Origin of the sequence: Azospirillum palustre (assembly GCF_002573965.1) — a bacterium.
Lineage (GTDB): Bacteria > Pseudomonadota > Alphaproteobacteria > Azospirillales > Azospirillaceae > Azospirillum > Azospirillum palustre.
This window is the reverse complement of the sequence record NZ_PDKW01000041.1, coordinates 612,478-635,976: the sequence shown is the minus strand read 5'-3', so window position 1 is coordinate 635,976 and position 23,499 is coordinate 612,478. Positions and strand designations below refer to the sequence as shown.

Below are 23,499 nucleotides of genomic sequence, written 5' to 3'. Positions count from 1 at the left end.
CACTACTAGCGGAGTCTCGGTTGATGTCCTTTCCTCCGGCTACTTAGATGTTTCAGTTCGCCGGGTTCGCTTCCCATACCTATTTATTCAGCATGGGATACCGCTTGCGCGGTGGGTTTCCCCATTCGGAAATTCACGGATCAAAGCCTGCTCGCACGGCTACCAACTGCCGCCGCCTGCGCATCCCTTCTCACAACACGGTATTAACTTGTCAATGAACCCGCAACGCTGAGACGCGTCGCACCGGCCGCTCTTCCGCATCCTCTTCTTGAGAGGATCGGATTGGAGTGACCGGAGAATTTCGGTCGAAGCCGGAAGATCGAAACCGCTAAGTCGCTGTTTTCTCTTCCGTTTCTGCCGCCGCCGCCGCGCCTCAATCAGCGCCCCGCCGTCGGTGGAGCGGTTTATAGGCGCCCTCCCCCAAACCGCGCAAGCGCTTTTTTCATCGCTCCGTCATTTTTTCGTCAGCGTCATTTTTCGCAGGCGCGGCCGGTGGCGCGGTCCTTAGAGTGGCTCATCGTTTCGTTGCGAGCGCAGGACCATGCGGAGCTTCCGTCTTCTCCACACCGCCGACTGGCATCTGGGCCAGACTCTGCACGGGATTCCCCGCGATACTGAGCATGCCTGCTTCCTCGATTGGCTGATCGACCGCATCGGCGAGCATCGGGTGGATGCGCTGGTGATCGCCGGCGATGTGTTCGACGGGCAGAATCCGCCGATCCCGGCCCTTGCGCTCTTCTACAGGTTCGTCGCGCGGGCGAAGGCGTTGCACCCGCGGCTCGACATCGTGGTGGTCGCCGGCAACCATGACAGCGCCAGCCGTCTGGAGGCCCCCTCGCCGCTGATGACCGAAATGGGGGTGCGGGTGATCGGCGCCCTGCCCGCTTCCGCCGCCGGGATGTTCGACCCCTCGCCGCTGATCGTGCCGCTGCACGACGCCGATGGCGCCGTTGCGGCCCGCTGTGTCGCCATGCCCTATCTGCGGCCGTCCGACCTGCCGGCGGTCGAGGAGGCCGAGGACATCGATCCGCTGATCGAAGGGGTGCGGCGGCTCTATAGCCTGGCCTGGACCGGTGGGCGGGAGCATTGCGGCCGGGGCGAGGCGCTGATCCTGACCGGACACTGCTATATGCGGGGCGGCGCCCTGTCCGAGTTGAGCGAGCGGAAGATCCTGGGCGGCAACCTGCATGCCCTGCCGGTCGACATCTTCCCGGACGATGCCGCTTATGTGGCGCTCGGCCACCTGCACCGGGCGCAGGCGGTCGGCGGGCGCGAGGCGGTGCGCTACAGCGGGTCGCCGATCCCGCTGGCGCTGGACGAGCAGCCCTATCCTCATCAGGTGGTGCTGACCGAGTTCGCGGGCGGGCAGCTGGTCGGGCATGAGGCGTTGCGGGTGCCGCGCCATGTCGCGATCCACCGGGTCAGCGAAGCCAGTCCGGAGGCGGCGCTCGACAGGTTGAAGCGGCTGGAGTTGGACAGCGGCCTGCCGCGCGATGCCTGGCCCTTCCTGGAGGTGACGGTCACGCTGCCGGAACCGCGCCCAGCATTGCGCGACGAGGTTGAGGCCGTGCTGGCCGGCCGGCCGGTGCGGCTGTTGAAGCTGGGGGTGCGGCTGACCGGCAGCGGCCAGACCCTGGCCGACAGCGCGCCGCTGGTCGATCTGGCCTCGCTGGAGCCGGAGGAGGTCTTCCGCCGTCTTTATCGCCGCAGCCACGACGGCGATCCAGAACCGGACCTGATGGCGGCCTTCCATGAGCTGCTGACCGGCGTGCAGGAGACGATGTGATGCGAATTCTCGCGGTTCGCGGCGCCAACCTGACCAGCCTGGACGGCCCCTTCGCCATCGATTTCGACCGGGAGCCATTGCGGCGGGCCGGGCTGTTCGCCATCACCGGACCGACCGGCGCCGGCAAGAGCACCATCCTGGACGCCCTGTGCCTCGCTTTGTTCGACAGCATGCCGCGGCTGCCCGAGGGGCGCGGCGAGATGCTGGGGCCGGAGGGCGATCCCAACAGCATCCGCACCACCGACGTGCGGACGATCCTGCGGCGGGGCGCCGGTTTCGGCTGGGCCGAGGTGGATTTCATCGGCATCGACGGCGACGCCTATCGCGCCCGTTGGGAGGTGCGGCGGGCCCGGCAAAAGGCTCAGGGCGCTTTGCAGCAGCAGAGCATGTCGCTGAGCAGCCTGGACGGCGAACGCCGCTTCGGTGACGGCAAGAAGAGCGTGCTTGAGGAGATCGAGCGGCGGCTCGGCCTTACATTCGAACAGTTCCGGCGGGCGGTCCTGCTGGCCCAGGGCGATTTCGCCACCTTCCTGAAGGCACCGCCGCGCGAGCGCTCCGCCCTGCTGGAATTGCTGACGGGGACGGAGATTTACTCGCGCCTGTCGATTGCGGCACATGAGCGGTCGACTGCGGAGAAGCAGGCGCTCGACAGGCTGATGGCGCAGGGCGGCGGCATCGGGGTGCTGAGCGACGACGACCGGACTGCCCTGCAAGCCGAGGCCGGCGACGCGGCGGAGGCGGTGCGGAGCGGCGAACAGGCGTTGGCGCTCGCCCAGGCGGCGCTGGCCTGGCATGAGCGCGACAGCCAGCTCGCGGCGGCGGAGAGCAAGGCGGTCGAAGCCGCCGAAACGGCCGAGAATGCCTGGAGCGGCGCGGAGGAGCGGCGCAATGCGGCTCTCGCCCTGCGCGGGTTGCAGCCGCTGCGGTCGGTGTTGGTGGACGCCGACCGCGCGGGCGACGAAGCGGCGGAGGCCGCGGCGGCGGTCGAGCGGGCGGAGACCGCCCTGGTCGCGGCACGGTTGGCGGTGGATGAGGCGACCGGCCGCCATGGCGAGGCCAGGCGGCGCTTCGAGGCGGCATGTGCCGGGCAGGCCAAGGCCGAGCCCGATCTCGACCGCGCGGCCGACCTGGATGGACGGATCGCAACCCTGACCGGCGAGCAGGCGACCGCCGACGCGGCGGCGAAGGCCGCGGTCCAGCGCAGCATCGCGCTGCGGAAGGCGATGCAGGACATCGACGCCACGCTGTCCTCGGCCCGCAGCGATGCCGCGAGGCTGGAGGTCTGGCTGCGCGAGCAGGCCAGCTTCTCGGGGGTGGCCGGACAGTGGGAGCGCTGGGACCGGCTGCTGGCGCGCCTCATCGCCGATGGACGGAGCGGAAGGGCTTCCGCGCAGGAGCGCCAACGGCTGGAGCGTGAGCTTGCGGCGACCGAAGCCGCGGCACGCACCGTGGAAGGCCGGCTGGCCGAGGCGCGGGAGCGCTGCCGCTCGGCCGAACAGGCGCTGGACAGCTTGCGCGGCATGGCGGTGCCGTCATTGGAGGAGGCGCGGCAAACGCGGTCGGAGGCCGGACGACGGCGCGACGGGCTGCTGGCGCTGCTGGCCACCGGAGAGGCGCGGCAGCGGCTGGAGGCCGAGCGTACCGCCGCGGACGGGGAGCGGCTGCGGCTGCTGGGCGAGGCGGACCGCGACGGAACGGCGGCGCGGGAGCTTGCCGAAGGCCGGGCCGCTCAGCAGGCCGCGGTCGACGAGGCGGATCGCACCCTGCAACGGCTGTTGCTGGCCCAGAGCGAGGATGTCGAAAGCCTGCGCGGCCGGCTGGCCGAAGGCGAGCCTTGCCCGGTCTGCGGATCGGCGGCTCATCCCTGGGCGGGCGCCGATGCGACGCCGCTCGGCCGGGTGACGCGGGATCAGGAAACGCACCTCGCCGGATTGCGCGAAGCCCTGGCCGCGACGGTGGCCCGGCATGCGGCACTGGAAGCGGCGGAGCTGGCGGCGCGCAAGGGGGCCGAGGCGCTGACCGCGCGGCTGGCGGCGATGGCGCGGGAGGCCGACGGGCTTGATGCGCGCTGGGCCGCGCAGGCGGCGGCCATCGATTGGGATAGCGGGGGCGGAACGCTCACCGACATCCATACCGACATCCTCATGGCCATCCGCGGGCAAGTGGATGCGGTGGACCGCCGGATGGCCGCCATCGCGCAGGATGAGGAGCGGGCGCTCGACCATCGCCGGCGGCTGGATGCGGCGCAGCTGGAGCATCGGCGGCTGGAAACCGCGGCGGCTGGCTTGGCAAGCGAGTGCGAGGCGACCCGGCAGCGGCTGGCCGACGGACGGCAGGCCCTGGCTTTGGCAGCTGCGGCGCTGGAACGGGCGGAGGCCGACCGGTACTCCGCGCTGGCCGAGCTGTCCGACGGCCTGGCGGGAGAGGACGGGTGGCAGGCTCTGCTGGAGCGGGACCCGGAGGGCTACCGGGCCACTTTGGCAAGGCGGGTGACCGAGTACCGGGAGAAGAGCGACGGGCTGGCCCGTGCCGCCCGCGAGGTCGAGCGCGCCAGCGGCGAGCGGGCGGTGCAGAGCGCCGAACGTGAGGCCGCGCAGCGGGCGGAGGACGAGGCGCGCAATCGGGCGGCCGATCTCGCCGGACGGCTGGCGGAGGCCCGGACGGCGCGCGCCGCGGTGCTGGGTGGACGGCCGGTGTCGGAGGTGCGGGCGGCCCTGGCTGCGCAGAAGCACGAAGCCGAAGCCCTGGTCGAGAGGGCCACCTTCGCCCGGCAGGACACCATCGCCCGACTGTCGGCCGCGGAGCAGGAGCGGGAAACCCGCGGCGAGGCGGCGAGACGCTGCACCGACAAGGCCGTGACCGCCGGTGAGCGGCTGGAGCGGGAGATCGCCGGGCGCGGGGTCGGGCTGGAAGAGGTCCGCCGGCTGCTGGTCGCGCCCGAAAGCGAGCTGGAAGCGGAAGAGCTGGCGCTGGCGGTGCTGGAACGGGCGCGCGGCGATGCCGCTCTGGTGGTCGCCGAACGGCGGCGCCAGCGCGGCGACCATCATGCCGCGGGTCGCCCGGCGCAGAGCGTCGAGGACGCAGGGGCGGCGGCGGAGAACATCCGCGCGGTGCTGGAGCGCGACCGCGACCGGCTCGGTTCGGCGCGCGGACGGCTCGAGGCGGACGATGCCAACCGGCGGCGGCTGGCCGGGCTGATGGCGGACATCGAGGCGCAGCAGGCCCGTTGCGCGCTGTGGGGCAAGATGGCGCAGCTGATCGGGTCGTCGACCGGGCAGAAGATGCGCAACTTCGCCCAAAGCCTGAGCCTGGACCTGCTGCTGACCCATGCCAACCGGCATCTGGAGGATCTCGCCCGCCGCTATCGGCTGGAGCGGGTGGCCGGGGCAGATCTGGAGATCCAGGTGGTCGACCGCGAAATGGGCGACGAGCGGCGCGGCGTGCACAGCCTGTCGGGCGGCGAGCTGTTCCTGGTCTCGCTGGCCCTGGCGCTCGGGCTGTCGGCGATGGCGGCGGGCACCTCCGGCGGGATCGGCACGCTGTTCATCGACGAGGGGTTCGGCACGCTCGATCCCGACAGCCTGGACGTGGCGCTGTCCTGCCTGGAAGCATTGCAGGCCGGCGGGCGTCAGGTCGGCGTCATCAGCCACGTGCCGGCGATGGTCGAGCGCATCGGCACGCAGATCCGCGTGTTGCCGCTGGGCGGCGGGCGCAGCCGGGTGACGGTGCAGTCGGTGGCGGGGGCTGCGCTCGGGCTGGCGATTGAAGAGGTGGAAGGCGTTTGAAGGGCAAGCGACAGCCCCTCACCGCCCCCGCTTGGCCAGGAACGCCAGCCGCTCCAGCGTATGGACGTCCTGCTCGTTCTTCAGCAGCGCGCCGCACAGCGGTGGGATCAGCGTGCGGGCGTCCTTGGCGCGCAGGGTCTCCGGATCGACATCCTCGACCATCAGCAGCTTGATCCAGTCCAGCAGCTCCGAGGTGGAGGGCTTCTTCTTCAGGCCCGGAACCTCGCGCAGATCGTAGAACAGGTTCAGCGCCTCGCGCAGCAGGGCCGATTTCAGGCCGGGATAATGAACCTCAACGATGCGCTCCATCGTCTCGCGCTCGGGAAAGCGGATGTAGTGGAAGAAGCAGCGGCGCAGGAAGGCGTCCGGCAGCTCCTTCTCGTTGTTGGAGGTGACGATGACGATGGGGCGTTTGGCCGCCTTGATCGTCTGGCGGGTTTCATAGACGTGGAACTCCATGCGGTCGAGTTCCAGCAGCAGGTCGTTTGGAAACTCGATGTCGGCCTTGTCGATCTCGTCGATCAGCAGGACCGGAGAGTCCGGCGCGTCGAAGGCTTCCCACAGCTTGCCGCGGACGATGTAGTTGGCGATGTCATGGACTTTCGCCTCGCCCAGCTGGCTGTCGCGCAACCGGCTGACCGCGTCGTACTCATAGAGGCCCTGCTGCGCCTTGGTGGTCGATTTGACGTGCCAGGACAGCAGCGGCTTGTTCAGCGCCCGGGCGATCTCCACGGCCAGCACCGTCTTGCCGGTGCCCGGCTCGCCCTTCACCAGAAGCGGCCGCTCCAGCGTTATGGCGGCGTTGACCGCCACCATCAGATCGTCGGTGGCAACGTAGCGGTCGGTACCGGTGAAGCGCATGGACAGGCTCCCTCAAGCGAAGACGTTTCAGTCGACAATGAACAGGGTGGCGCCGATTTCGGTCGAGGAGCGGTGCGGATGGTCGCCGAAATCGGACACCTGATAGCTCATGCCCGCGGTCAGGACGAAGCGGCGGCCATCCTTCAGCTCGGTGATCAGCTCGCCGCTGACCACGAACAGCACATGGCCGCGGTCGCACCAATGGTCGGCCAGATAGCCCGGCGTGTAGTCGACCAACCGCACCCGCAACTCCCCGGCGTGGAAGCTGCGCCAACGGGCAAGCCCGGTCTCGCCCGGATGTTCGGTGACGGGAACGGCGGACCAGTCGGTCACGGTGAAGGGAAGAGTCGGGAGTTCCATCGCCGGACCTTATGAAGACGGCACCAACAGAAAAACGGCCCCCGGAGCGATCCGGGGGCCGGTGTTCATCGCGATCAGGAGGCCTTCCTGGCCGCAATCGCCTTTTCGATGGCCTCGATTGCCGCAGGGGCCAGCGAGGCGTCGGGGCCGCCGGCCTGCGCCATGTCGGGCCGTCCGCCGCCGCCCTTGCCGCCCAGCGCCTCGGCGCCGACACGGACCAGATCGACGGCGCTGAAGGTCGCGGTCAAATCGTCGGTCACGCCGATGACGATGGAAGCCTTGCCCTCGTTCGACGCGATCAGCACGACGACGCCCGAGCCGACCTGCTTCTTCAGCTCGTCGGCCATCGGCTTGAGGTCCTTGGCCGGCAGGCCTTCGACCACGCGGGCGGCCAGCTTGACGCCGGCGACATCCTTGGCCTCGTTGCCGCCGTCGGCCTTCGCACCGCCACCCATGGCGACCTGACGGCGCAGGTCGGCCAGTTCGCGCTCCATCTTGCGGCGTTCCTCGACCAGGACCGCCACGCGGGCCGGAACCTCGTCGGGCTTGACCTTGAGGACGCTCGCCGCCTCGGTCAGCAGATGGTCGCGCTCGGACAGCCACGCCTTGGCGCCGGTACCGGTCAGCGCCTCGATGCGGCGGACGCCGGCGGCGACGGCACCTTCGGAGACGATCTTGAACACGCCGATGTCGCCGGTGCGGCGGACATGGGTGCCGCCGCACAGTTCGATGGAGTAATCGCGGTCCTGCTCGCCATGCGGGCCGCCCATCGAGACGACGCGGACCTCATCGCCGTACTTCTCGCCGAACAGCGCCATGGCGCCCTGGGCGCGAGCCTCGTCCGGCGACATCAGGCGGGTGATGACCTCGCTGTTGGCGAGCACGCGGCGGTTCACCTCGTCCTCGATGGCGGCGATGTCGGCACCGCTCAGGCCGGTCGGCTGGCTGATGTCGAAACGCAGACGCTCGGGCGCCACCAGCGAGCCCTTCTGGGTGACATGGTCGCCCAGGCGATGGCGCAGCGCCTCGTGCAGCAGGTGGGTGGCGGAGTGGTTGGCGCGGATGGCGGAGCGGCGCTCGGTGTCCACCCGCAGTTCGACCACGTCGCCGACCTTGAGCGTGCCCTTGGTGACCGTGCCGACATGGGCCCAGACGGCGCCCAGCTTCTTCAGCGTGTCGGACACCGCGACCTCGGCCCCGCCGGCGGAGAAGATCACGCCGGCATCGCCGACCTGACCGCCCGATTCACCGTAGAAGGGCGTCTGGTTGACGACGACCAGCACCTGATCGCCGATGCCGGCGGCCTCGACGCGGGCGTCGCCCTTGACAAGGGCAGTCACCTTGCCTTCGGCAACTTCGGTGTCGTAGCCGAAGAACTCGGTGGCGCCCAGCTCGTCCTTGATCTCGTACCACAGCTTCTCGGTGCCGACCTCGCCCGAGCCGGCCCAGGATTCGCGGGCCTTGCGGCGCTGCTCGTCCATCGCCGCCTTGAAGCCGGCCTCGTCGACGCCACGGCCCTGGCCGCGCAGAACGTCCTGCGTCAGGTCGAGCGGGAAGCCGTAGGTGTCGTACAGCTTGAAGGCGACGTCGCCGGCCAGCGGCTGGCCTTCGCCCAGATGGCCGACCTCATCCTCCAGCAGGCGCAGGCCGCGCTCCAGCGTCTGCTTGAAGCGGGTTTCCTCCAGCTTCAGCGTCTCGACGATCAGGGCGCGGGCGCGGTTCAGCTCCGGATAGGCGTCGCCCATCTGCTGGATCAGCGCCGGGACCAGACGGTGCATCAGCGGCTCGCGCGCGCCGATCATGTGGGCGTGGCGCATGGCGCGGCGCATGATGCGGCGCAGCACATAGCCGCGGCCCTCGTTCGACGGCAGCACGCCGTCAGCGATCAGGAAGGAGGTCGAACGCAGATGGTCGGCGATGACGCGGTGCGACACGGCATGCGCGCCGTCCGGCGAGGTCTTGGTCGCCTCGGCCGACGCCATGATCAGCGCCCGCATCAGGTCGATGTCGTAATTGTCGTGCTTGCCCTGCAGCACGGCAGCCAGACGCTCCAGCCCCATGCCGGTGTCGATGGACGGCTTGGGCAGCGCCACCAGATTGTCCGGACCCAGCTGTTCATACTGCATGAACACGAGGTTCCAGATCTCGATGAAACGGTCGCCGTCCTGGTCCGGGCTGCCCGGCGGGCCGCCGGCAATCGACGGGCCGTGGTCGAAGAAGATCTCCGAGCACGGGCCGCAGGGGCCGGTGTCGCCCATGCGCCAGAAATTGTCGTCGGTCGGGATGCGGATGATGCGGTCGTCCGACAGGCCGGCGACCTTGCGCCAGATGCCCGCCGCGTCCTCGTCGGAGGTGTGGACCGTCACCAGCAGCTTGTCGGCCGGCAGCCCGTATTCCTTGGTGATCAGGTTCCAGGCGAACGCGATGGCGTCGTCCTTGAAATAATCGCCGAAGGAGAAGTTCCCCAGCATCTCGAAGAAGGTGTGGTGCCGCGCGGTATAGCCGACATTGTCGAGGTCGTTGTGCTTGCCGCCGGCGCGCACGCATTTCTGCGAGGTGGCCGCGCGCTTGTAGGGCCGCGTCTCGGCACCGGTGAAGACGTTCTTGAACTGGACCATGCCGGCGTTGGTGAACATCAGCGTCGGGTCGTTGCGCGGCACGAGCGGCGACGACTCGACCTTCTGATGGCCCTGCTTGGCGAAGAAATCCAGGAACGTGCGACGGATGTCGTTGGCGGTCTGCATACGGTCAAGGCTCCGGGTGCGCGGCTGAGGCCTTTTGGTGGCCGAACCGTGCTTTTAGCGCGAGAATGGCGGCATGTCCACGACGGACGGATTATTACCCTAGGTCAAGGCAGGCAAATTGCCAGTGGCGAATTGCCCCTGGCAAGATGCTGCGGGCGCGTTGCCGCCGATCACTCGGCTTCCGCGGCGGCCCGTGCCTTTTCGATCCGGCGCCCGATGACGATCGCGATCTCGTAGAGCGCGATCAGCGGCAGCGCCAGACTGACCTGGCTGATCACGTCGGGCGGGGTCAGCACCGCGGCGGCGATGAAGGCGCCGACGATGGCGTAGCGCCGCTTCGACGCCAGGGCGTCGGTGCTGACGATGCCGACGCGGACCAGCAGGGTCAGCAGCACCGGCAGTTGGAAGGCGATGCCGAAGGCGAAGATCAGCGACATCACCAGATGCAGGTATTCGCCGACGCGCGCCTCGAACTCGATGGGCAGGGCGTTGCTGCCGTCCGGGTGGAACTCGAAGCCCAGGAAGAAGCGCCAGGCCATCGGGAAGATGAAGTAATAGACGATGCCGGCCCCGGTCAGGAACATCACCGGGGTGGCGATCAGGAAGGGCAGGAACGCCTTGCGCTCGTGCTTGTAGAGGCCGGGCGCCACGAACATCCAGATTTGGCTGGCGATCACCGGGAAGGAGATGAAGCAGCCGGCCCAGAAGGCCACCTTCACATAGGTGAAGAAGGCTTCGGTCAGGCCGGTGTAGATCATCCGGCGCCCCTGCCCCGCCAGGATGTCGGCCAGCGGCTGGACCAGGAAATTGTAGATCTTGTCCGAAACCGCATAGCACAGCAGGAAGGCGATCAGGATTGCGCCGATTGCCCACATCAGCCGGTTCCGCAGCTCGATCAGATGATCGATCAGCGGCATCTTGCTGTCTTCGAGTTCGTCCTGCTGCGTATCGCCGGTCATGGGCCGTCTTTGTCTTCAGGTCTGCTTGTCGGTCGGCTGGGCGGCGGCCACGACGTCCGGCCGCGGGGCCGGAGCGGGCTGCGGCACCGGGGCCGGCGGAGCGGGGTCGGTGGCGATGGGCGAGATCGGAGCGGTCGTGATCGGCGACGGCGCGCCGGCCGGTCCCACGCTGTCCATCACCGCCGGAGCAGCCGGGGCCGGCGGCTGCGGGGTCGGCGCCTGGGGCAGGTCCGGTTCGGGCGTGCTGCCGGCATGGCCGTTCAGGCCCACATCGAATTCCTTGGCGTCGAAGGCCTTGCCCACCTCCCCTTTCGGGTCGATGGTGTCCTCCATCATCTTCTTGATGTTCAGGTCGCGGGTCTTCAGCGCTTCCTTGCGAAGCTCGTCCAACTCGGTTTCCCGCATCATGTCGTCGATGTGGGTCTGGAATTCGCGGGCGACGACCCGCGTCTTGCGCACCCATTTGCCGAGCGTGAAGATCGCCTTGGGCAGATCCTTGGGTCCAATGACCACAAGGGCGATGACGGCGATCACCATCAGTTCGGACCAAGCGATGTCGAACATGTTCTTCCGGCTTCACGAATGCGGTGGGCAGGGTGGCGTGCGGCGCCCGGAGGGGCGGCCGCGCGCCTGCCGGTCAGCGGACCGCCTCGTCCTTCTTGGCCGCGGCTTCGGCCGTGTTGGCCGGCTGGTTCGGAATGGTCTTGGCGTTGGCGCCGGGAGCGGCATCGTCGCTGTCGTCCTGCAGCCCCGCCTTGAAGGACTTCACGCCCTTGGCAAGATCGCCCATCACCTTCGGCAGCTTACCGGCGCCGAACAGCAGAAGAACGATCAGAAGAACGATGATCCAGTGCCAGATGCTGAAAGAACCCATGGCGCGCCTATCACGTTTGAACGGCCTTTGCGGCGGGCCGGCACTATGGCAGAAAGGCCGGGGTGCCGCAACGTTCGCCCCACCATCCTTAACCGGTTGTCATTGAGGTTTCACGGGAATTCGCGCGAGCGCCGGAGAAAAACCGAGCTGCCGCCTGCGGCTTATGTCTCGTCACCCGTGCCGAGCGCGCTGTCGTCGGCCGTCGCCCCCAGCCCCAGCAGCACCGGGCGGCTGTCCAGGAGGCCGGCGGCGCGCAGGTCGTCGACGCTGGGCAGGTCGCGCAAGGTCTCCAGCCCGAAATGGTCGAGGAAATGGTCGGTGGTGATCCAGGTCAGCGGCCGGCCCGGCGTCTCCCGCCGCTTGCCCGGCCGGATCCAGCCATGCTCCATCAGCAGGTCCAGCGTGCCCTTGCTGGTCGCGACACCGCGGATGGATTCGATCTCGCCGCGGGTCACCGGCTGGTGGTAGGCGATGATCGCCAGCGTCTCGATGGCGGCGCGGGAGAGCTTGCGCGACACCTCCTCCTCGCGCCGCAGCTCCGGCGCCAGATCGACCGCGGTGCGGAAGGCCCAGCCGCCACCGGTGCGCACCAGGGTGACGCCGCGGGGGGCGTAATGGGCGCGCAGCTCCTCCAGCAGCAGGCCGACCTCCGGCCCGATGCGGCCGGCCAGCGTCTCCTCGTCCAGCGGCTCGCTTGAGGCGAACAGCAGGGCCTCCAGCAGGCGCAGCTTGCCGATGCGGGCCTCCGCCTCGTGGGCGTCGGTGACTTCCTTAATCATGCGATTGCGCTTCTTCCGAAATGTCGCCGTCCTGGGAACCGGCCGGCCGGCCGCGGACATAAAGCGGGGCGAAGGCACTCTCCTGGCGCAGTTCGACCCGGCCGGCCTTGGCCAGTTCCAGCGTCGCGGCGAAATGCGCGGCGAGCGCCGAGCGGGTCAGCAGACCGCCGCCGCCCTCGCCGCCCTCCCCGCCCGGCAGGAAGCTTGCCAGCGTCGCCCAGTCCGGCATGCGGCCCAGCAGCGAGGACAGGCGCCGCACCGCCTCCTCCATCGAATAGAGCCGGACCGGGGCGATGTGCAGGACGCCGGATTCCTTGCGGGCGCGCTGCTGGCCGTAGGCGCGCAGCAGGTCGAACAGCGTGACCTCGTAGACCGACTTGCGGCGCAGGTCCAAATCCTCCGGCGCGCCGCGCGGGTGGAGGTCAATGCCCAGCCGCGGGCGGGCGAACAGCGTTCCGGCGACGCCCTTCATCGCTTCCAGCCGCTGGAGCTGGAAGGCGAGTGCGGCGGCCATGTCCTCGCCGGACGGCTCCTCCCCCTCCGGCTCGGGCAGCAGCAGGCGCGATTTCAGGTAGGCCAGCCATGCCGCCATCACCAGATAGTCGGCGGCCAGTTCCAGCCGCAATTTCCGCGCTTCCGCCACGAAGCGGAGATACTGGTCGGCCAGTTCCAGGATGGAGATGCGCGTCAGGTCGACCTTCTGGTCGCGCCCCAGCGCGAGCAGCATGTCGAGCGGCCCCTCGAAGCCGTCCAGAACCAGCAACAGCTGTTCGGACGCCGACTCCTCCGCAACCGCAGGGGAGCCGGCTTCGCGCTCGGCCAGCAGATCGGCCATTCGATACCCTATCAGTCGTTGCCGGTCAGGACGCGGATGAAGTCGATCACCGCATCGACGGGCGGACCCAGCACCCAATGCATGACGCTGAGGTCCATGCCGATCTGGCGCCCCAGCATCGGCAGCAGGAAGAAGGCCGCCATCAGGATCAGCAGCCCGAAGCGCTCCAGCTTCGCCAGCGGCACCGCCAGGACATCGGGCAGGATGCCGACCGCGACGCGACCGCCATCCAGCGGCGGCAGCGGGATCAGGTTGAACACCATCAGGATGACGTTGACCAGGACCGAGACCTCGGCGGCGGAGCGGATCCACAGCTCGATATAGCTGTTCTCGGGATTGACCAGCCGCCAGATCACCGCCGAGGCCACCGCCAGCAGGAAGTTGGTCCCCGGACCGGCCAGCGCCACCCACACCATGTCGCGGCGCGGGTGATCCAGCCGGGCGAAATTGACCGGCACCGGCTTGGCCCAGCCGAAGACGAAACCAGTGGTGAAATACATCAGCGCCGGCAGCAGCACCGTGCCGAACGGGTCGATGTGGCGGATTGGGTTGAAGGTGACGCGCCCAAGCCGATAGGCGGTGTCGTCGCCCAGCCGCCAGGCGACGAAGCCGTGCGCCGCCTCATGCAGGGTGATGGCGAGGATGGCCGGCAGGGCCACGGCCGTCACCTGGAAGATCCATTCCTCCATCGTCCGCTCCCGTCCGTCAGGTCTCAGCCGTGCCGAGAAGCTCGGCCAGCCGGTTCGTCAATGCCGCGATGTCCGCCGGTTCCGGCGCGTGGCGCATCGCTTCCGCCCGCGCCCAGCGCTCCGCCGCCACCCCGCTCAACAACGGAACGGCGCCGAGGATCGACCGCATCTCGGCCAGATCGCCGTTGCAGTGGAGCACGACATCCATGCCGGCCGCCAGCACCGCTTCGGCCCGCGTCCTTGGGTCGCCCCGCAGCGCGTTCATCGACAAATCGTCGCTGAACAGCAGGCCGCCGAAACCGATGGACGGCCCGCGCACCACCTCGCGCACCACAATCGCCGAGGTGCTGGCGGGGGCGGTCGGGTCGATGGCCTTCAGCACCACATGGGCGACCATCGCCAGCGGCAGGTCGGCCAGGGCGCGGAAGGGGGCGAAATCGGTGGCCTCCAGCGCGGCGCGGCCGGCCTCGACCACCGGCAGCTCGGCATGGCTGTCGGTGAAGGCACGGCCATGGCCGGGAATGTGCTTGATCACCGGCAGCACCCCGCCGGCCAGCAGCCCGTCGGCGGTGGCGCGGGCGAGGTCGATCACCAATGCCGGGTCGCGCGAGAAGGCGCGGTCGCCGATGATGTCGTGCGCGCCCTCGACCGGAACGTCGCAGACCGGCGCGCAATCCACCGTGATGCCGACCTCCGTCAGCATGTGGGCGAGCAGCCGGCCGTTGATCCAAGCGGCCTCCTGGGCGGCCTCACGTCCGGCGGCGGCATCGCGTTCGCCCAGCGCGCCGATCACGCCCATCGGCGGATGGGCCGGCCAGTGCGGCGGTCGCATGCGCGCGACCCGGCCGCCTTCCTGGTCGATCAGGACAGGGGCGTCGGCCCGGCCGACGCTGGCGCGCAGATCGTCGACCAGCCGGCGCATCTGGTCGCGGCTGTCGCAGTTGCGGCGGAACAGGATGAAGCCGAGCGGATCGGCGTCACGGAAGAAGGCGGCCTCGTCGGCCGTCACCGCCAGCCCGGCGCAGCCGAAGACGACCGCGCGCGGGTGGGAGGCCTGGGTGGAACTCACAGACTCAAGTCCAACGGAATCGGGGCCGGAAGCATCAGGGCCAGAACAATTAGGGACGGACAACCACACACCCCACATTTTGCGCACGCAGCTGGGCGCAGGCCGACTTGGCCCGCGTCTCGTCGGCGCCGGCACCCTGCACCCGATAGAAGATGCCCTTCTCGCCCAGGTCGACCTTGGCGACCTGCATCGACAGCCCGCCGAGCGCGTCGGGGTGGCGGCCGGCGAGACGGCGCCATTCGGCCGCAGCCTCGCCCTCGCTGCGCACCGACGCCAGCTGGACACGCCAGCCGCCGCTGCCGCCGGCCGCCGGGGCGGGAGCGGACACCACTGCGGGCTTGGCCGGCTGGGGAGCGGCCTTGGCCGGAGCGGCCGGGGCCGGCATCGAGGCCGCTTCCAGCTTGGCGATCAACTGCCCCATCGACGGGGCGGCGTTCTGCTGCGCCGGCGGAGCGGGAGGCTTGGCGACCGAAGCGACCTGCTGCTGCGGAGCCGGCTTGACGGGAGCGGCCGGGGGCTGCTGCGGCTTGGCGGCGACGCTGGGCGGAGTCTGCATGGCGGTAGCCTGCGCCGCCGGGGCCGCCGGGGCCGGAGCGACCGCCGTCGAGGTGGCGGCGGGCAGGCCCGGCACCGGTTCCGGCGCTGCCAGCGGAGCCGCCGCCGCAACCGCCGCGGCGACGCTGTCGCGCGGGACGGTGGCGGTGGCGCCCGGCGGCAGCTGGGCCACCGACGCCACGGAGGGCAGCGGCACCACGGCCGGCATCTGCGGCGTCACCACCGGGCGCGGCAGCGGCACCTCCGGCGGCGGCAGCAGCCGTTCCACCTGATTGCCGCGGCCGCCGTCATGGTCGCGCAGCCGCTCATAGGCCAGGATGTCCTGGTGCGGCACCTCCATCCCGCCCGGCTGGTCGGGACGGGCCTTGGACGGGCCGGCTTCCGCGGTCAGCAGCGGCGGCCCGTCGCCGGACAGCCGCGACGGGCCGCGCAGCCCGATCACCGCCGCACCGGCGAACGTCACGACGCCGACCACGGCGAAGCCGAGCGCCAGCAGCCCGCGTTTGTTCGCGGACTGTCGGGGCGGCATCCCATAGGGATTGGCCGCGTAGTTGACGTCGCCGTCGTACCTCATGAACGCAATTCCTCCACCGGTTCCACACCCATCACCGACAGGCCAGAGGCGATGACCGTCGCCACCGCGGCGATCAGCGCCAGACGGGCCGTCGTCAGCTCCGCATCGCCTTCGATCAGGAAGCGCAGCGAGGCATCGTCCCGGCCCCGGTTCCACAGCGCGTGGAAGTCGCTGGCGAGGTCGTACAGGAAGAAGGCGATGCGGTGCGGCTCATGCGCCTCGGCCGCCGCCTCGACCACGCGCGGCCAGGTGGCCATCCGCTTGGCCAGCGCCATCTCCTCTTCGCTGTCCAGCCGGGCGAGGTTCGCCGCGGCGGCGAGCGAGGCCGGCGTCTGGTCCAGCTGCGGCAGGGCGGTCGCGGCATGGCGCAGCACCGAGCGGCAGCGGGCGTGGGCGTACTGCACGTAGAAGACCGGATTGTCCTTCGACTGCTCCGTCACCTTGGCGAAGTCGAAGTCCAGCGTCTGGTCGTTGCGGCGGGTCAGCATGATGAAGCGGACCACGTCCCGGCCGACCTGATCGATGACGTCGCGCAGCGTCACGAAGGTGCCGGCGCGCTTGGACATCTTCACCGGTTGGCCGTTCTGCATCAGATGCACCAGCTGGCACAGCTTCACGTCCAGTTCGGCCTCGCCGCCGGAAATCGCCCGCGTCGCCGCCTGCATGCGCTTGACGTAGCCGCCATGGTCGGCACCGAGCACGTCGATCAGCGACGCCGCACCGCGCCGGTACTTGTCGTAGTGATAGGCGATGTCGTTGGCGAAATAGGTGAAGGAGCCGTCGGACTTCTTCAGCGGCCGGTCGACGTCGTCGCCGAAATCGCTGGACTTGAACAGGGTCTGCGGGCGCGGCTCCCAATCGTCGGGCTTCTTGCCCTTCGGCGGCTCCAGCACGCCGGTGTAGATCAGGCCGCGCTCCTCCAGCGCCGCCAGCGCCGTCTGGACGGCCCCCGCCGTCACCAGCGCGCGCTCGCTGCTGTAGACATCCATCGTGACGCCGAGAGCGCCCAGATCCTCGCGGATCCAGCCCATGATCATGCCGATGGCGAAGTCGCGGCAGGCCGGCAGCCATTCGGACTCGTCGGTGCCGACCCAGCGGTTGCCGTCGCGCGTCGCCAGGGCCTGGCCGACCTCCTTCAGGTACTCGCCGGGATAGAGGCCGGCCGGGATCTCGCCCACCTGCTCGCCCAGCGCCTCGCGGTAGCGGATAAAGGTGGAGCGGCCCAGCACGTCGACCTGCGCGCCGGCATCGTTGATGTAGTATTCGCGGGTGACGGCATAGCCGGCCTTCTGCAGCAGTGCTGCCAGCGCGTCGCCGAACACGGCGCCTCGGCCATGGGCGGCATGCAGCGGGCCGGTCGGGTTGGCCGACACATACTCCACATTGACCGGAGTCCCGGCCCCCAGCTCGCTGTCGCCATAGGCGGTGCCGGCGGTCAGCACGTCGCGGATGCGGTCGCGCCAGACGTCCGGCGTCAGGCGCAGATTGACGAAGCCCGGACCGGCGATCTCGACCGACGCCACGTCGGCGCGGCCCTTCAGTTTGGCGACCAGCAGCTCCGCCAGCGCGCGCGGCGCCATCTTCGCCGGCTTCGCCAGGATCATCGCGGCGTTGGTGGACAGGTCGCCATGCGAGGCCTCGCGCGGCGGCTCGACCGTCAGACGGCTGCTGTCCAGCCCAGCGGGGATGGCACCCTCGGCGGCCAGCTCTTCCAGCAGCTTGCGAATATCGGTCTCGAAGGCCTTGAAAATATTCATCGTCTCAGGTCGTCTTTTCAGGAGGTCGCAGGAGCCTCGCGGCTCAGGTCTTCACATGCAGGTCGAAGAGCCGGTCATGTTCGGCCAGCGCGTAGCGGTCGGTCATGCCGGCGATATAGTCGGCCACATGGCGGGCGCGCACCGCAAGATCGGCGTCACCCCCATTCTTGGCGATATCGCGCTGCCATTCGGTCGGCAGGGTGTTGGGTTCGTCCATGAACAGCTGGAACAGGGCACGCACCACGCGCTTGCACTTGCTCATCTCGCGGTTCACGCGATAGTGCCGGTACATGCGCTGGCGCAGGAAGGCGCGCAAGGGCCGCTGCGCCTCCAGCATCCCATCGGAGAAGCTGACCATCGCCAGCGGCAGGGCGCGCAGCTCGGCCGCGCTGCCCGGCCTGTGCTCCGCCAGCCGCCGCCGCGTTTCCGTCACCAGATCGACGACCATGGCGTTGATCATCCGCCGGATCGTCTCGTGGATCAGGCGCGAGCGCTCCAGCCCCGGATAGAGGTCGCAGACCTCGCGCACCAGCGGGCCGACCAGCGGCAGCTCCGCCACCTCGTCCACCGTGAACAGGCCGGCGCGCAGCCCGTCGTCGATGTCGTGGTTGTTGTAGGCGATGTCGTCGGCCAGCGCCGCCACCTGCGCCTCTGCCCCCGGATTGGTCTGCAGCTCCAGATCCCAGTCGCCCTGGAAGGCGGCGATGGTGGTCGGCAGGCGATGGCCGGGCAGCAGCGGCAGCAGCGGGCCGTTGTGCTTGACCACACCCTCCAGCGCTTCCCAGGTCAGGTTCAGCCCGTCGAACTCGGCGTAGCGCCGCTCCAGCCGCGTCAGGATGCGCAGGGTCTGGTCGTTGTGGGCGAAGCCGCCGAACGGCTCCATGCAGGCGTTCAGCGCCTCTTCCCCGGCATGGCCGAACGGCGTGTGGCCAAGGTCGTGGGCCAGCGCCACCGCCTCCGCCAGATCCTCGTTCAGGCCCAGCGTGCGGCTGATCGAGCGGGCGATCTGCGCCACCTCCAGGCTGTGGGTCAGCCGGGTGCGATAATAGTCGCCCTCGTGATAGACGAAGACCTGCGTCTTGTGCTTCAGCCGGCGGAAGGCCCCGGAATGCACGATGCGGTCGCGGTCGCGCTGGAAGCACGAGCGCGTCGGGCTTTCCGGCTCCGCCACCAGCCGCCCGCGCGTGTCCGCCGGGTTGCAGCCATAGGGAGCCAGCCGATCATGGGAACAGTCCGCCGTCATGGGGCGGACACTACCGGCGGGGAAACGCAGGTGCAACGGCGAAGGCGTGCTATGCCCAGGCGTTGGGCCAGCCGGCGGCGGAGCGTGCCAGATGCGCAACGCTTTCCCGCAACGGTGCCCATACTTTGACGAAGCCGTCGATCCCCCTTACATTTGTGCCCAACTCCCGCACCGCACCAGAGGGGCCACCCCATGCCCGACACCGCACTCCCCACCGAACCCCGCATCCTCGGCGTCAGCGAAAGTGCCGCCAGGCGCGTCGCCTTCCTGATCGAGCAGGAGGGCAATCCCAACCTGATGCTGCGCCTGACCGTGTCCGGCGGCGGCTGCTCCGGCTTCCAGTACGGCTTCACCTTCGACGAGACCGCGACCGACGAGGATCATGTCTTCGAGAAGGACGGCACGAAGGTGGTCACCGACGACGCCTCGCTCGACCTGCTGGCCGGCGCGACGCTGGATTATGTCGAGGACCTGATGGGCGCCGCCTTCCAGATCAAGAACCCCAACGCCACCGCATCCTGCGGCTGCGGCAATTCCTTCGCGGTCTGAGGCCGCGGTCTGAGACCGGAAGACCAAGAAAAGAAGGCAGGCCTTTTTCGTGAAGATCGCCACCTGGAACGTCAACTCGGCGAAGGCCCGCCTTCCGCTGATCACCGACTGGCTGCGCACGGCGTCCCCGGACGTCGTGCTCTTCCAGGAAATCAAATGCGAGACCGCCGCCTTCCCCGCCGCGGCCTTCGAGGACCTCGGCTACCACGTCAATGCCGTCGGGCAGAAGGCCTACAACGGCGTCGCCCTGCTGTCGAAGGCGCCGGCGGAAGACGTGCTGACCCGCCTGCCCGGCGAACCGGAGGACGAGCAGGCCCGCTATGTCGAGGCCACGGTGTCTGGCGTGCGCATCGCCTCGCTCTACCTGCCCAACGGCAACCCGGTGCCGGGCGAGAAGTTCGCCTACAAGCTGCGCTGGATGGACCGGCTGTACGACCACGCCAGCAAGCTGCTGGCGCAGGAAATCCCGGTGGTGCTGGGCGGCGACTACAACATCATCCCGGAGCCGCGCGACGTCTACTCGCCGCAGGCCTTCGCCGGCGACGCGCTGTTCCGCCCGGAATCGAAGGCCAGGTTCCGCGCCCTGCTGAATCTCGGCCTGACCGAGGCCTACCGCGCGCTGCATGACGACGACCGCGCCTATACCTTCTGGGATTATCAGGCCGGCAGCTGGCCGCGCGACAACGGCCTGCGCATCGACCATTTCCTGCTGTCGCCGCAGGCCACCGACCGTCTGGCCGACTGCACCATCGACCGCGGCCCGCGCGGGCTGGAGAAGGCGTCCGACCACACTCCCGTCATCCTGGAGCTGCGCGACGCCTGACCGGCATAGGGTCACCGGGTGTGGAAACTCCGTGATAAAAGCATTTTGTTAAAAGTTTCGCTTCTACGATGACAGCGCCGCCCGACCGATGACCGGGCGGTGACGGTCAACGGCGGAGCGTAGGGCGGGCATGGCGTGGGGGCGCGACATCGGTCGGGAGCGGGTGAAGTCTCTGCTGGCGGCATTGGAGCGTCAGGCGACCGAAGCCTCCCAGCTTGCCGACCGGGCCCAGCGCGACATGGGCGACGACCGCTTCGCCTCCTTCCTCGACTTCCGCCGCAAGGTGGAGGAGATCCGCGCCCTGTTCACCCTGACCGAGGAGCATCTCCAGGGCGTGGACGAGTCGCGCCTGACCGACCTGCGCGCCGAGTTCGAGCGGATGGACCTTCTGCTGACCCGCATGCTGGCCCGCACGATGCGCAATTACTTCTCCAGCATGCGCGAGGACCAGGTCCTGCCCATCGGCGCCCGCGAGCTGTTCGAGCCCGAACTGCGCAGCATCGACCAGACCCGCGCCCGCCTGCTGAGCCCCCGCTACGCCGACCGCGTGGCGCCGGAGATTCTCGACGATCTGGACGCCACGGCCGAGCTGATCCGCAAGACGATAGCCCGCGCCCCCAGCCTGCCCGACTTCTCCGACAGCCCCAGCCCGCCGAAACCGACCCGCCGTCTGCGCACGCTGGGCCGCCCGATCCGCAAGTGAGGGGCAGCCACTGAGGGGCAATTCGCAGCAGCTTGCGCGCGACACTTGACCCACCGCGACGCATTCGCTACTCCCGTGGGCCGAGGGAAGAGTGGCCGAGTGGTTTAAGGCAACGGTCTTGAAAACCGTCGTGGGTTCACGCCCACCGTGGGTTCGAATCCCACCTCTTCCGCCACGAATTCAGCCCAAGCAATTGATTTGCTTGGGCTTTTTCATTTCCGGAAAATGCGTCCCCCACAGTTTGCCCCACATTTTTCGGTGGATTGACGCCGCTGTCAGCGGACGTTCGCGGACGGGACGGACCAACAAAAAAGCCCCCGGTGAAGACCAGGGGCTTCTGTGTCTGCCGTGCGGTCGCAGCCGGCGGATCAGGTCGCGGAGAACCTCAGCAGCTTGAGCGCTTCACCGTTCTGCAGCCCTCCACCGACGCGGCGATAAGCGTACATCAGGACGTGCGGCTTCGCGGTGAAGGGGTCGCGGAGGTAACGCACCCCGGCCTTCTCTACCACGATGTAGGCTTGCTGGAAGTCGCCAAAGGCGATGGAGAAGCTGTCCGGGGCAATGTCCGGCATCTCCTCGTCCAGCTCGACCGGGAAGCCCAGCAGCATGGCCGGCATGCCCTGGGTGGCATCGGTCCACACATACCGGCCCTCGGTGTCCTTCAGCTTCCGCACCACCCCGGCGGTCTTCTGGTTCATCAGCCAACGGGCGTTGCGCCGGTAGGGCGCCCGCAGCTTGAAGGTCAGGTCCACCAGCGGATCGACAGGGTTCACGGTTGTCGACGCGGCCGGGAAGGCGCCGGCGGCGCCGGTCGGCACATACTGGACGGTGAACCAGTCGCGGGCACCGTCGTCGATGATGGAGGTCTGATAGGTCAGGATGCCCCGCGGCTTCTTGATGCCATCGCCGTTGACGAAGGCCGCCCCTTCGGCACGCGCGAACTTGTCGGCATGCTTGTTGTCCAGCCAGGCGCCGACGTCGAAGCGCGCATCGTCCATCAGGCGCTGCGTCACCTTCTGCAGCGCATAGATCTCGTGGACCGGGACGTCCAGACCCTTGAGCTTCGGATCGTCCGTTGCCGGCCGCTCTTCGCTCTCGCCAACCCACGTCGCCCCAACGTCGCTCGGGTCGATTGGCTCCTGGAAGGAATCGCCCGTCGTGATCGTCTCCCGGCGCGCCAGCCGGCCGAGCGGCGACACGTCGAAGATCTTCTGGGTGATACGGTCGGACAGAACCGGCGCCACCAGATACCCGCCTTCAGGATCGGAGCCGACGCGCAGGGTGGCCTTCACGCGGGTATCGCTGCCGGTGCGGACCATCTCGGCAAGACCGGCGTGGACTTCGGCGACGTGCGCTGCGCTCGGCCCGTCCAGGCCGGGGCCGAACCCGTTGAGTTTCAGGGCGGCGTTGGCGCCCGCCACTGAGTCCAGATCGGAGCGCAGTTCATCCATCTCGCGCTTGTGCTTGGCCTTCATTTCCGCCACAGCCGCAGTGACCTGCGCCACGAGGTCGTTTGGAGACAGGTCGTTGCTCATCGCGAACGGGACCAAGGCGGGACGGTGGAGCCGCGTCGCACCGGGGATCGAAGAAGGGTGGTGCATGGTGTTCCTCTCAGGTGGGGGATTCGGTATGCCCGGCAAGCAGGCGATAGGCGTTCATGGCCGCATTGAGGAGGCTGGCGTGGAGGTCGGGATCCTCGATCTGGACACGACGGCGGTGCGGCTGCACGCCATCGAACCACGCGGGGGAAAGGAGCCATTGACCGGCGGCGTCCTCCACCAAGGCGCATCCGTGAAAGCAGATGCCGCGGGCGGCCATGGTGAGCACGGCGTGGACTACCGGCGCGCCAGCGCCACGTCCGACTTGCCGTTGTGTGAGGCGGATGGATCGGATCGCGACGGACATGTTCAGCCCTCCAGATCCGAGTTGGCAGCTTCTGCTGCTCGCCTGGATGCGCGGAAGCGCGAGACGGGATCGGTCTCCCCATTCACCCAACCACCGCGCCGGCTGTTGCCGCCGGCTAGTTCGAAAGCGATCTGACTCAGCACCCCAGCGCCGTAGCGAAACTCCTCCCGCGCACCCCATGTCTGAAATCCGGCCTCGCGGGCAGTCTCATTGGTGGCGTAGCCGTAGGAGTACTCACCTTGCTTGGTTTCGATAATGGCCAGCGGCCACGAACGGCAAATCCGGACGGAGAGAACCTCCGGCCCTGCGGCGGAGGGATTTAGAATTTCAAGCAGAGCTTCTCCGAACGTATCGGCGACGGCGTCAATATCTGCGGCCGCATCGCACTCCGCCACCGGCATGGCCGCATAGCCAATCACGGCGTTCGGCGCGTCTCCCGGCTTCTCGGCGACGGCCAGAGCAATGAGCATGTTCGCCACATGCTGAGGAGTGATTTCCGGAGCGGCCAAGCCCCGGCCGCCCAGCGGGAGGAGGCCGGCAGCCCGAAGCGCGCGGCCGAAATGATCGAGCTGGGTGTGGGTGCGAGGGACGAGCACCGACAGCTTGCGCTCGAGATCCTTTCCGTTCATTGGCTTTGTCCAGTTCAATG

Annotated in this window: 21 protein-coding genes, 1 tRNA gene and 1 other annotated feature; of the genes, 6 read left to right on the top strand and 16 right to left on the bottom strand. The window is 68.8% G+C overall.

Going from position 1 to position 23,499, the window contains the following annotated elements:
• Positions 1 to 16: 16 nt before the first annotated feature.
• Positions 17 to 194, bottom strand: a sequence feature (23S ribosomal RNA rRNA prediction is too short).
• 347 nt (positions 195 to 541) lie between these two features.
• Both CRT60_RS16600 and CRT60_RS16595 read left to right on the top strand, forming a co-directional pair.
• Positions 542 to 1,786, top strand: a complete 1,245-nt coding sequence (locus CRT60_RS16600; RefSeq protein ID WP_098737627.1) for an exonuclease SbcCD subunit D C-terminal domain-containing protein — start codon at positions 542 to 544, stop codon at positions 1,784 to 1,786.
• The gene (locus CRT60_RS16595; RefSeq protein WP_098737626.1) at positions 1,786 to 5,571 is read left to right on the top strand and encodes an AAA family ATPase; all 3,786 of its coding nucleotides are present in this window, start codon (positions 1,786 to 1,788) and stop codon (positions 5,569 to 5,571) included. Before CRT60_RS16600 ends, CRT60_RS16595 begins: the two co-directional genes overlap by 1 nt.
• Before the next feature lie 18 nt (positions 5,572 to 5,589).
• On the opposite strand, the gene CRT60_RS16590 is transcribed toward CRT60_RS16595, so the two are convergent.
• The 13 genes from CRT60_RS16590 to CRT60_RS16530 all read right to left on the bottom strand — a co-directional run bounded on the left by CRT60_RS16590 (position 5,590) and on the right by CRT60_RS16530 (position 18,870).
• Positions 5,590 to 6,432 carry an AAA family ATPase gene (locus CRT60_RS16590; protein ID WP_098737625.1) on the bottom strand — a complete coding sequence of 281 codons (843 nt, stop codon included), beginning with the start codon at positions 6,430 to 6,432 and terminating at the stop codon, positions 5,590 to 5,592.
• A 27-nt stretch (positions 6,433 to 6,459) separates the two neighbouring features.
• Positions 6,460 to 6,792: a DHCW motif cupin fold protein gene (locus tag CRT60_RS16585; RefSeq protein ID WP_098737624.1), complete on the bottom strand. Its 333-nt coding sequence runs from the start codon at positions 6,790 to 6,792 to the stop codon at positions 6,460 to 6,462.
• A 74-nt stretch (positions 6,793 to 6,866) separates the two neighbouring features.
• Positions 6,867 to 9,536 (bottom strand): alanine--tRNA ligase, encoded by a 2,670-nt coding sequence (gene alaS / locus CRT60_RS16580; protein WP_098737623.1) that lies wholly within the window; start codon positions 9,534 to 9,536, stop codon positions 6,867 to 6,869.
• Between the two features lie 170 nt (positions 9,537 to 9,706).
• Complete coding sequence (tatC, locus tag CRT60_RS16575; protein WP_098737622.1) at positions 9,707 to 10,495, bottom strand: twin-arginine translocase subunit TatC; 789 nt, start codon at positions 10,493 to 10,495, stop codon at positions 9,707 to 9,709.
• 15 nt (positions 10,496 to 10,510) lie between these two features.
• Positions 10,511 to 11,059 carry a Sec-independent protein translocase protein TatB gene (gene tatB, locus CRT60_RS37540; protein WP_098737621.1) on the bottom strand — a complete coding sequence of 183 codons (549 nt, stop codon included), beginning with the start codon at positions 11,057 to 11,059 and terminating at the stop codon, positions 10,511 to 10,513.
• Positions 11,060 to 11,132: 73 nt separating this feature from the next.
• Positions 11,133 to 11,369: a twin-arginine translocase TatA/TatE family subunit gene (locus tag CRT60_RS16565; protein ID WP_098737620.1), complete on the bottom strand. Its 237-nt coding sequence runs from the start codon at positions 11,367 to 11,369 to the stop codon at positions 11,133 to 11,135.
• A 161-nt stretch (positions 11,370 to 11,530) separates the two neighbouring features.
• Positions 11,531 to 12,148: an SMC-Scp complex subunit ScpB gene (scpB, locus tag CRT60_RS16560; RefSeq protein ID WP_098737619.1), complete on the bottom strand. Its 618-nt coding sequence runs from the start codon at positions 12,146 to 12,148 to the stop codon at positions 11,531 to 11,533.
• Positions 12,141 to 12,983 (bottom strand): segregation and condensation protein A, encoded by an 843-nt coding sequence (locus tag CRT60_RS16555; RefSeq protein WP_098737618.1) that lies wholly within the window; start codon positions 12,981 to 12,983, stop codon positions 12,141 to 12,143. The genes scpB and CRT60_RS16555 overlap by 8 nt, the downstream gene beginning before the upstream one ends.
• An 11-nt stretch (positions 12,984 to 12,994) precedes the next feature.
• On the bottom strand, positions 12,995 to 13,672 hold the full coding sequence (locus CRT60_RS16550; RefSeq protein ID WP_098737617.1) for a site-2 protease family protein: 678 nt from the start codon (positions 13,670 to 13,672) through the stop codon (positions 12,995 to 12,997).
• A 16-nt stretch (positions 13,673 to 13,688) separates the two neighbouring features.
• Positions 13,689 to 14,819: a beta-N-acetylhexosaminidase gene (gene nagZ, locus CRT60_RS16545; RefSeq protein ID WP_098737616.1), complete on the bottom strand. Its 1,131-nt coding sequence runs from the start codon at positions 14,817 to 14,819 to the stop codon at positions 13,689 to 13,691.
• The gene (locus CRT60_RS16540; RefSeq protein WP_098737615.1) at positions 14,791 to 15,870 is read right to left on the bottom strand and encodes an SPOR domain-containing protein; all 1,080 of its coding nucleotides are present in this window, start codon (positions 15,868 to 15,870) and stop codon (positions 14,791 to 14,793) included. Before CRT60_RS16540 ends, nagZ begins: the two co-directional genes overlap by 29 nt.
• On the bottom strand, positions 15,867 to 17,627 hold the full coding sequence (gene argS / locus CRT60_RS16535; RefSeq protein WP_098737614.1) for an arginine--tRNA ligase: 1,761 nt from the start codon (positions 17,625 to 17,627) through the stop codon (positions 15,867 to 15,869). Before argS ends, CRT60_RS16540 begins: the two co-directional genes overlap by 4 nt.
• A 43-nt stretch (positions 17,628 to 17,670) precedes the next feature.
• Complete coding sequence (locus CRT60_RS16530) at positions 17,671 to 18,870, bottom strand: deoxyguanosinetriphosphate triphosphohydrolase (RefSeq protein ID WP_098737613.1); 1,200 nt, start codon at positions 18,868 to 18,870, stop codon at positions 17,671 to 17,673.
• A 192-nt stretch (positions 18,871 to 19,062) separates the two neighbouring features.
• On the opposite strand from CRT60_RS16530, the gene erpA reads away from it, so the two are divergent.
• The 4 genes from erpA (at position 19,063) to CRT60_RS16510 (ending at position 21,120) form a co-directional block, all read left to right on the top strand.
• Positions 19,063 to 19,419 (top strand): iron-sulfur cluster insertion protein ErpA, encoded by a 357-nt coding sequence (gene erpA / locus CRT60_RS16525; RefSeq protein ID WP_098737612.1) that lies wholly within the window; start codon positions 19,063 to 19,065, stop codon positions 19,417 to 19,419.
• Between the two features lie 49 nt (positions 19,420 to 19,468).
• A complete protein-coding gene (gene xth, locus CRT60_RS16520) occupies positions 19,469 to 20,242 on the top strand; it encodes an exodeoxyribonuclease III (RefSeq protein ID WP_098737611.1) in 774 nt (257 codons plus the stop codon).
• 130 nt (positions 20,243 to 20,372) lie between these two features.
• On the top strand, positions 20,373 to 20,945 hold the full coding sequence (locus tag CRT60_RS16515; protein ID WP_098737610.1) for a hypothetical protein: 573 nt from the start codon (positions 20,373 to 20,375) through the stop codon (positions 20,943 to 20,945).
• Between the two features lie 85 nt (positions 20,946 to 21,030).
• Positions 21,031 to 21,120: transfer RNA gene (locus tag CRT60_RS16510), tRNA-Ser, on the top strand.
• A gap of 193 nt (positions 21,121 to 21,313) precedes the next feature.
• On the opposite strand, the gene CRT60_RS16505 is transcribed toward CRT60_RS16510, so the two are convergent.
• The 3 genes from CRT60_RS16505 to CRT60_RS16495 form a co-directional block, all read right to left on the bottom strand.
• Positions 21,314 to 22,480, bottom strand: coding sequence for a phage major capsid protein (locus tag CRT60_RS16505; protein WP_161958068.1), 1,167 nt, complete (start codon positions 22,478 to 22,480; stop codon positions 21,314 to 21,316).
• Between the two features lie 76 nt (positions 22,481 to 22,556).
• Positions 22,557 to 22,850 carry a hypothetical protein gene (locus CRT60_RS16500; RefSeq protein ID WP_098737608.1) on the bottom strand — a complete coding sequence of 98 codons (294 nt, stop codon included), beginning with the start codon at positions 22,848 to 22,850 and terminating at the stop codon, positions 22,557 to 22,559.
• Between the two features lie 2 nt (positions 22,851 to 22,852).
• The gene (locus tag CRT60_RS16495) at positions 22,853 to 23,479 is read right to left on the bottom strand and encodes a hypothetical protein (protein ID WP_098737607.1); all 627 of its coding nucleotides are present in this window, start codon (positions 23,477 to 23,479) and stop codon (positions 22,853 to 22,855) included.
• Positions 23,480 to 23,499 lie beyond the last annotated feature (20 nt).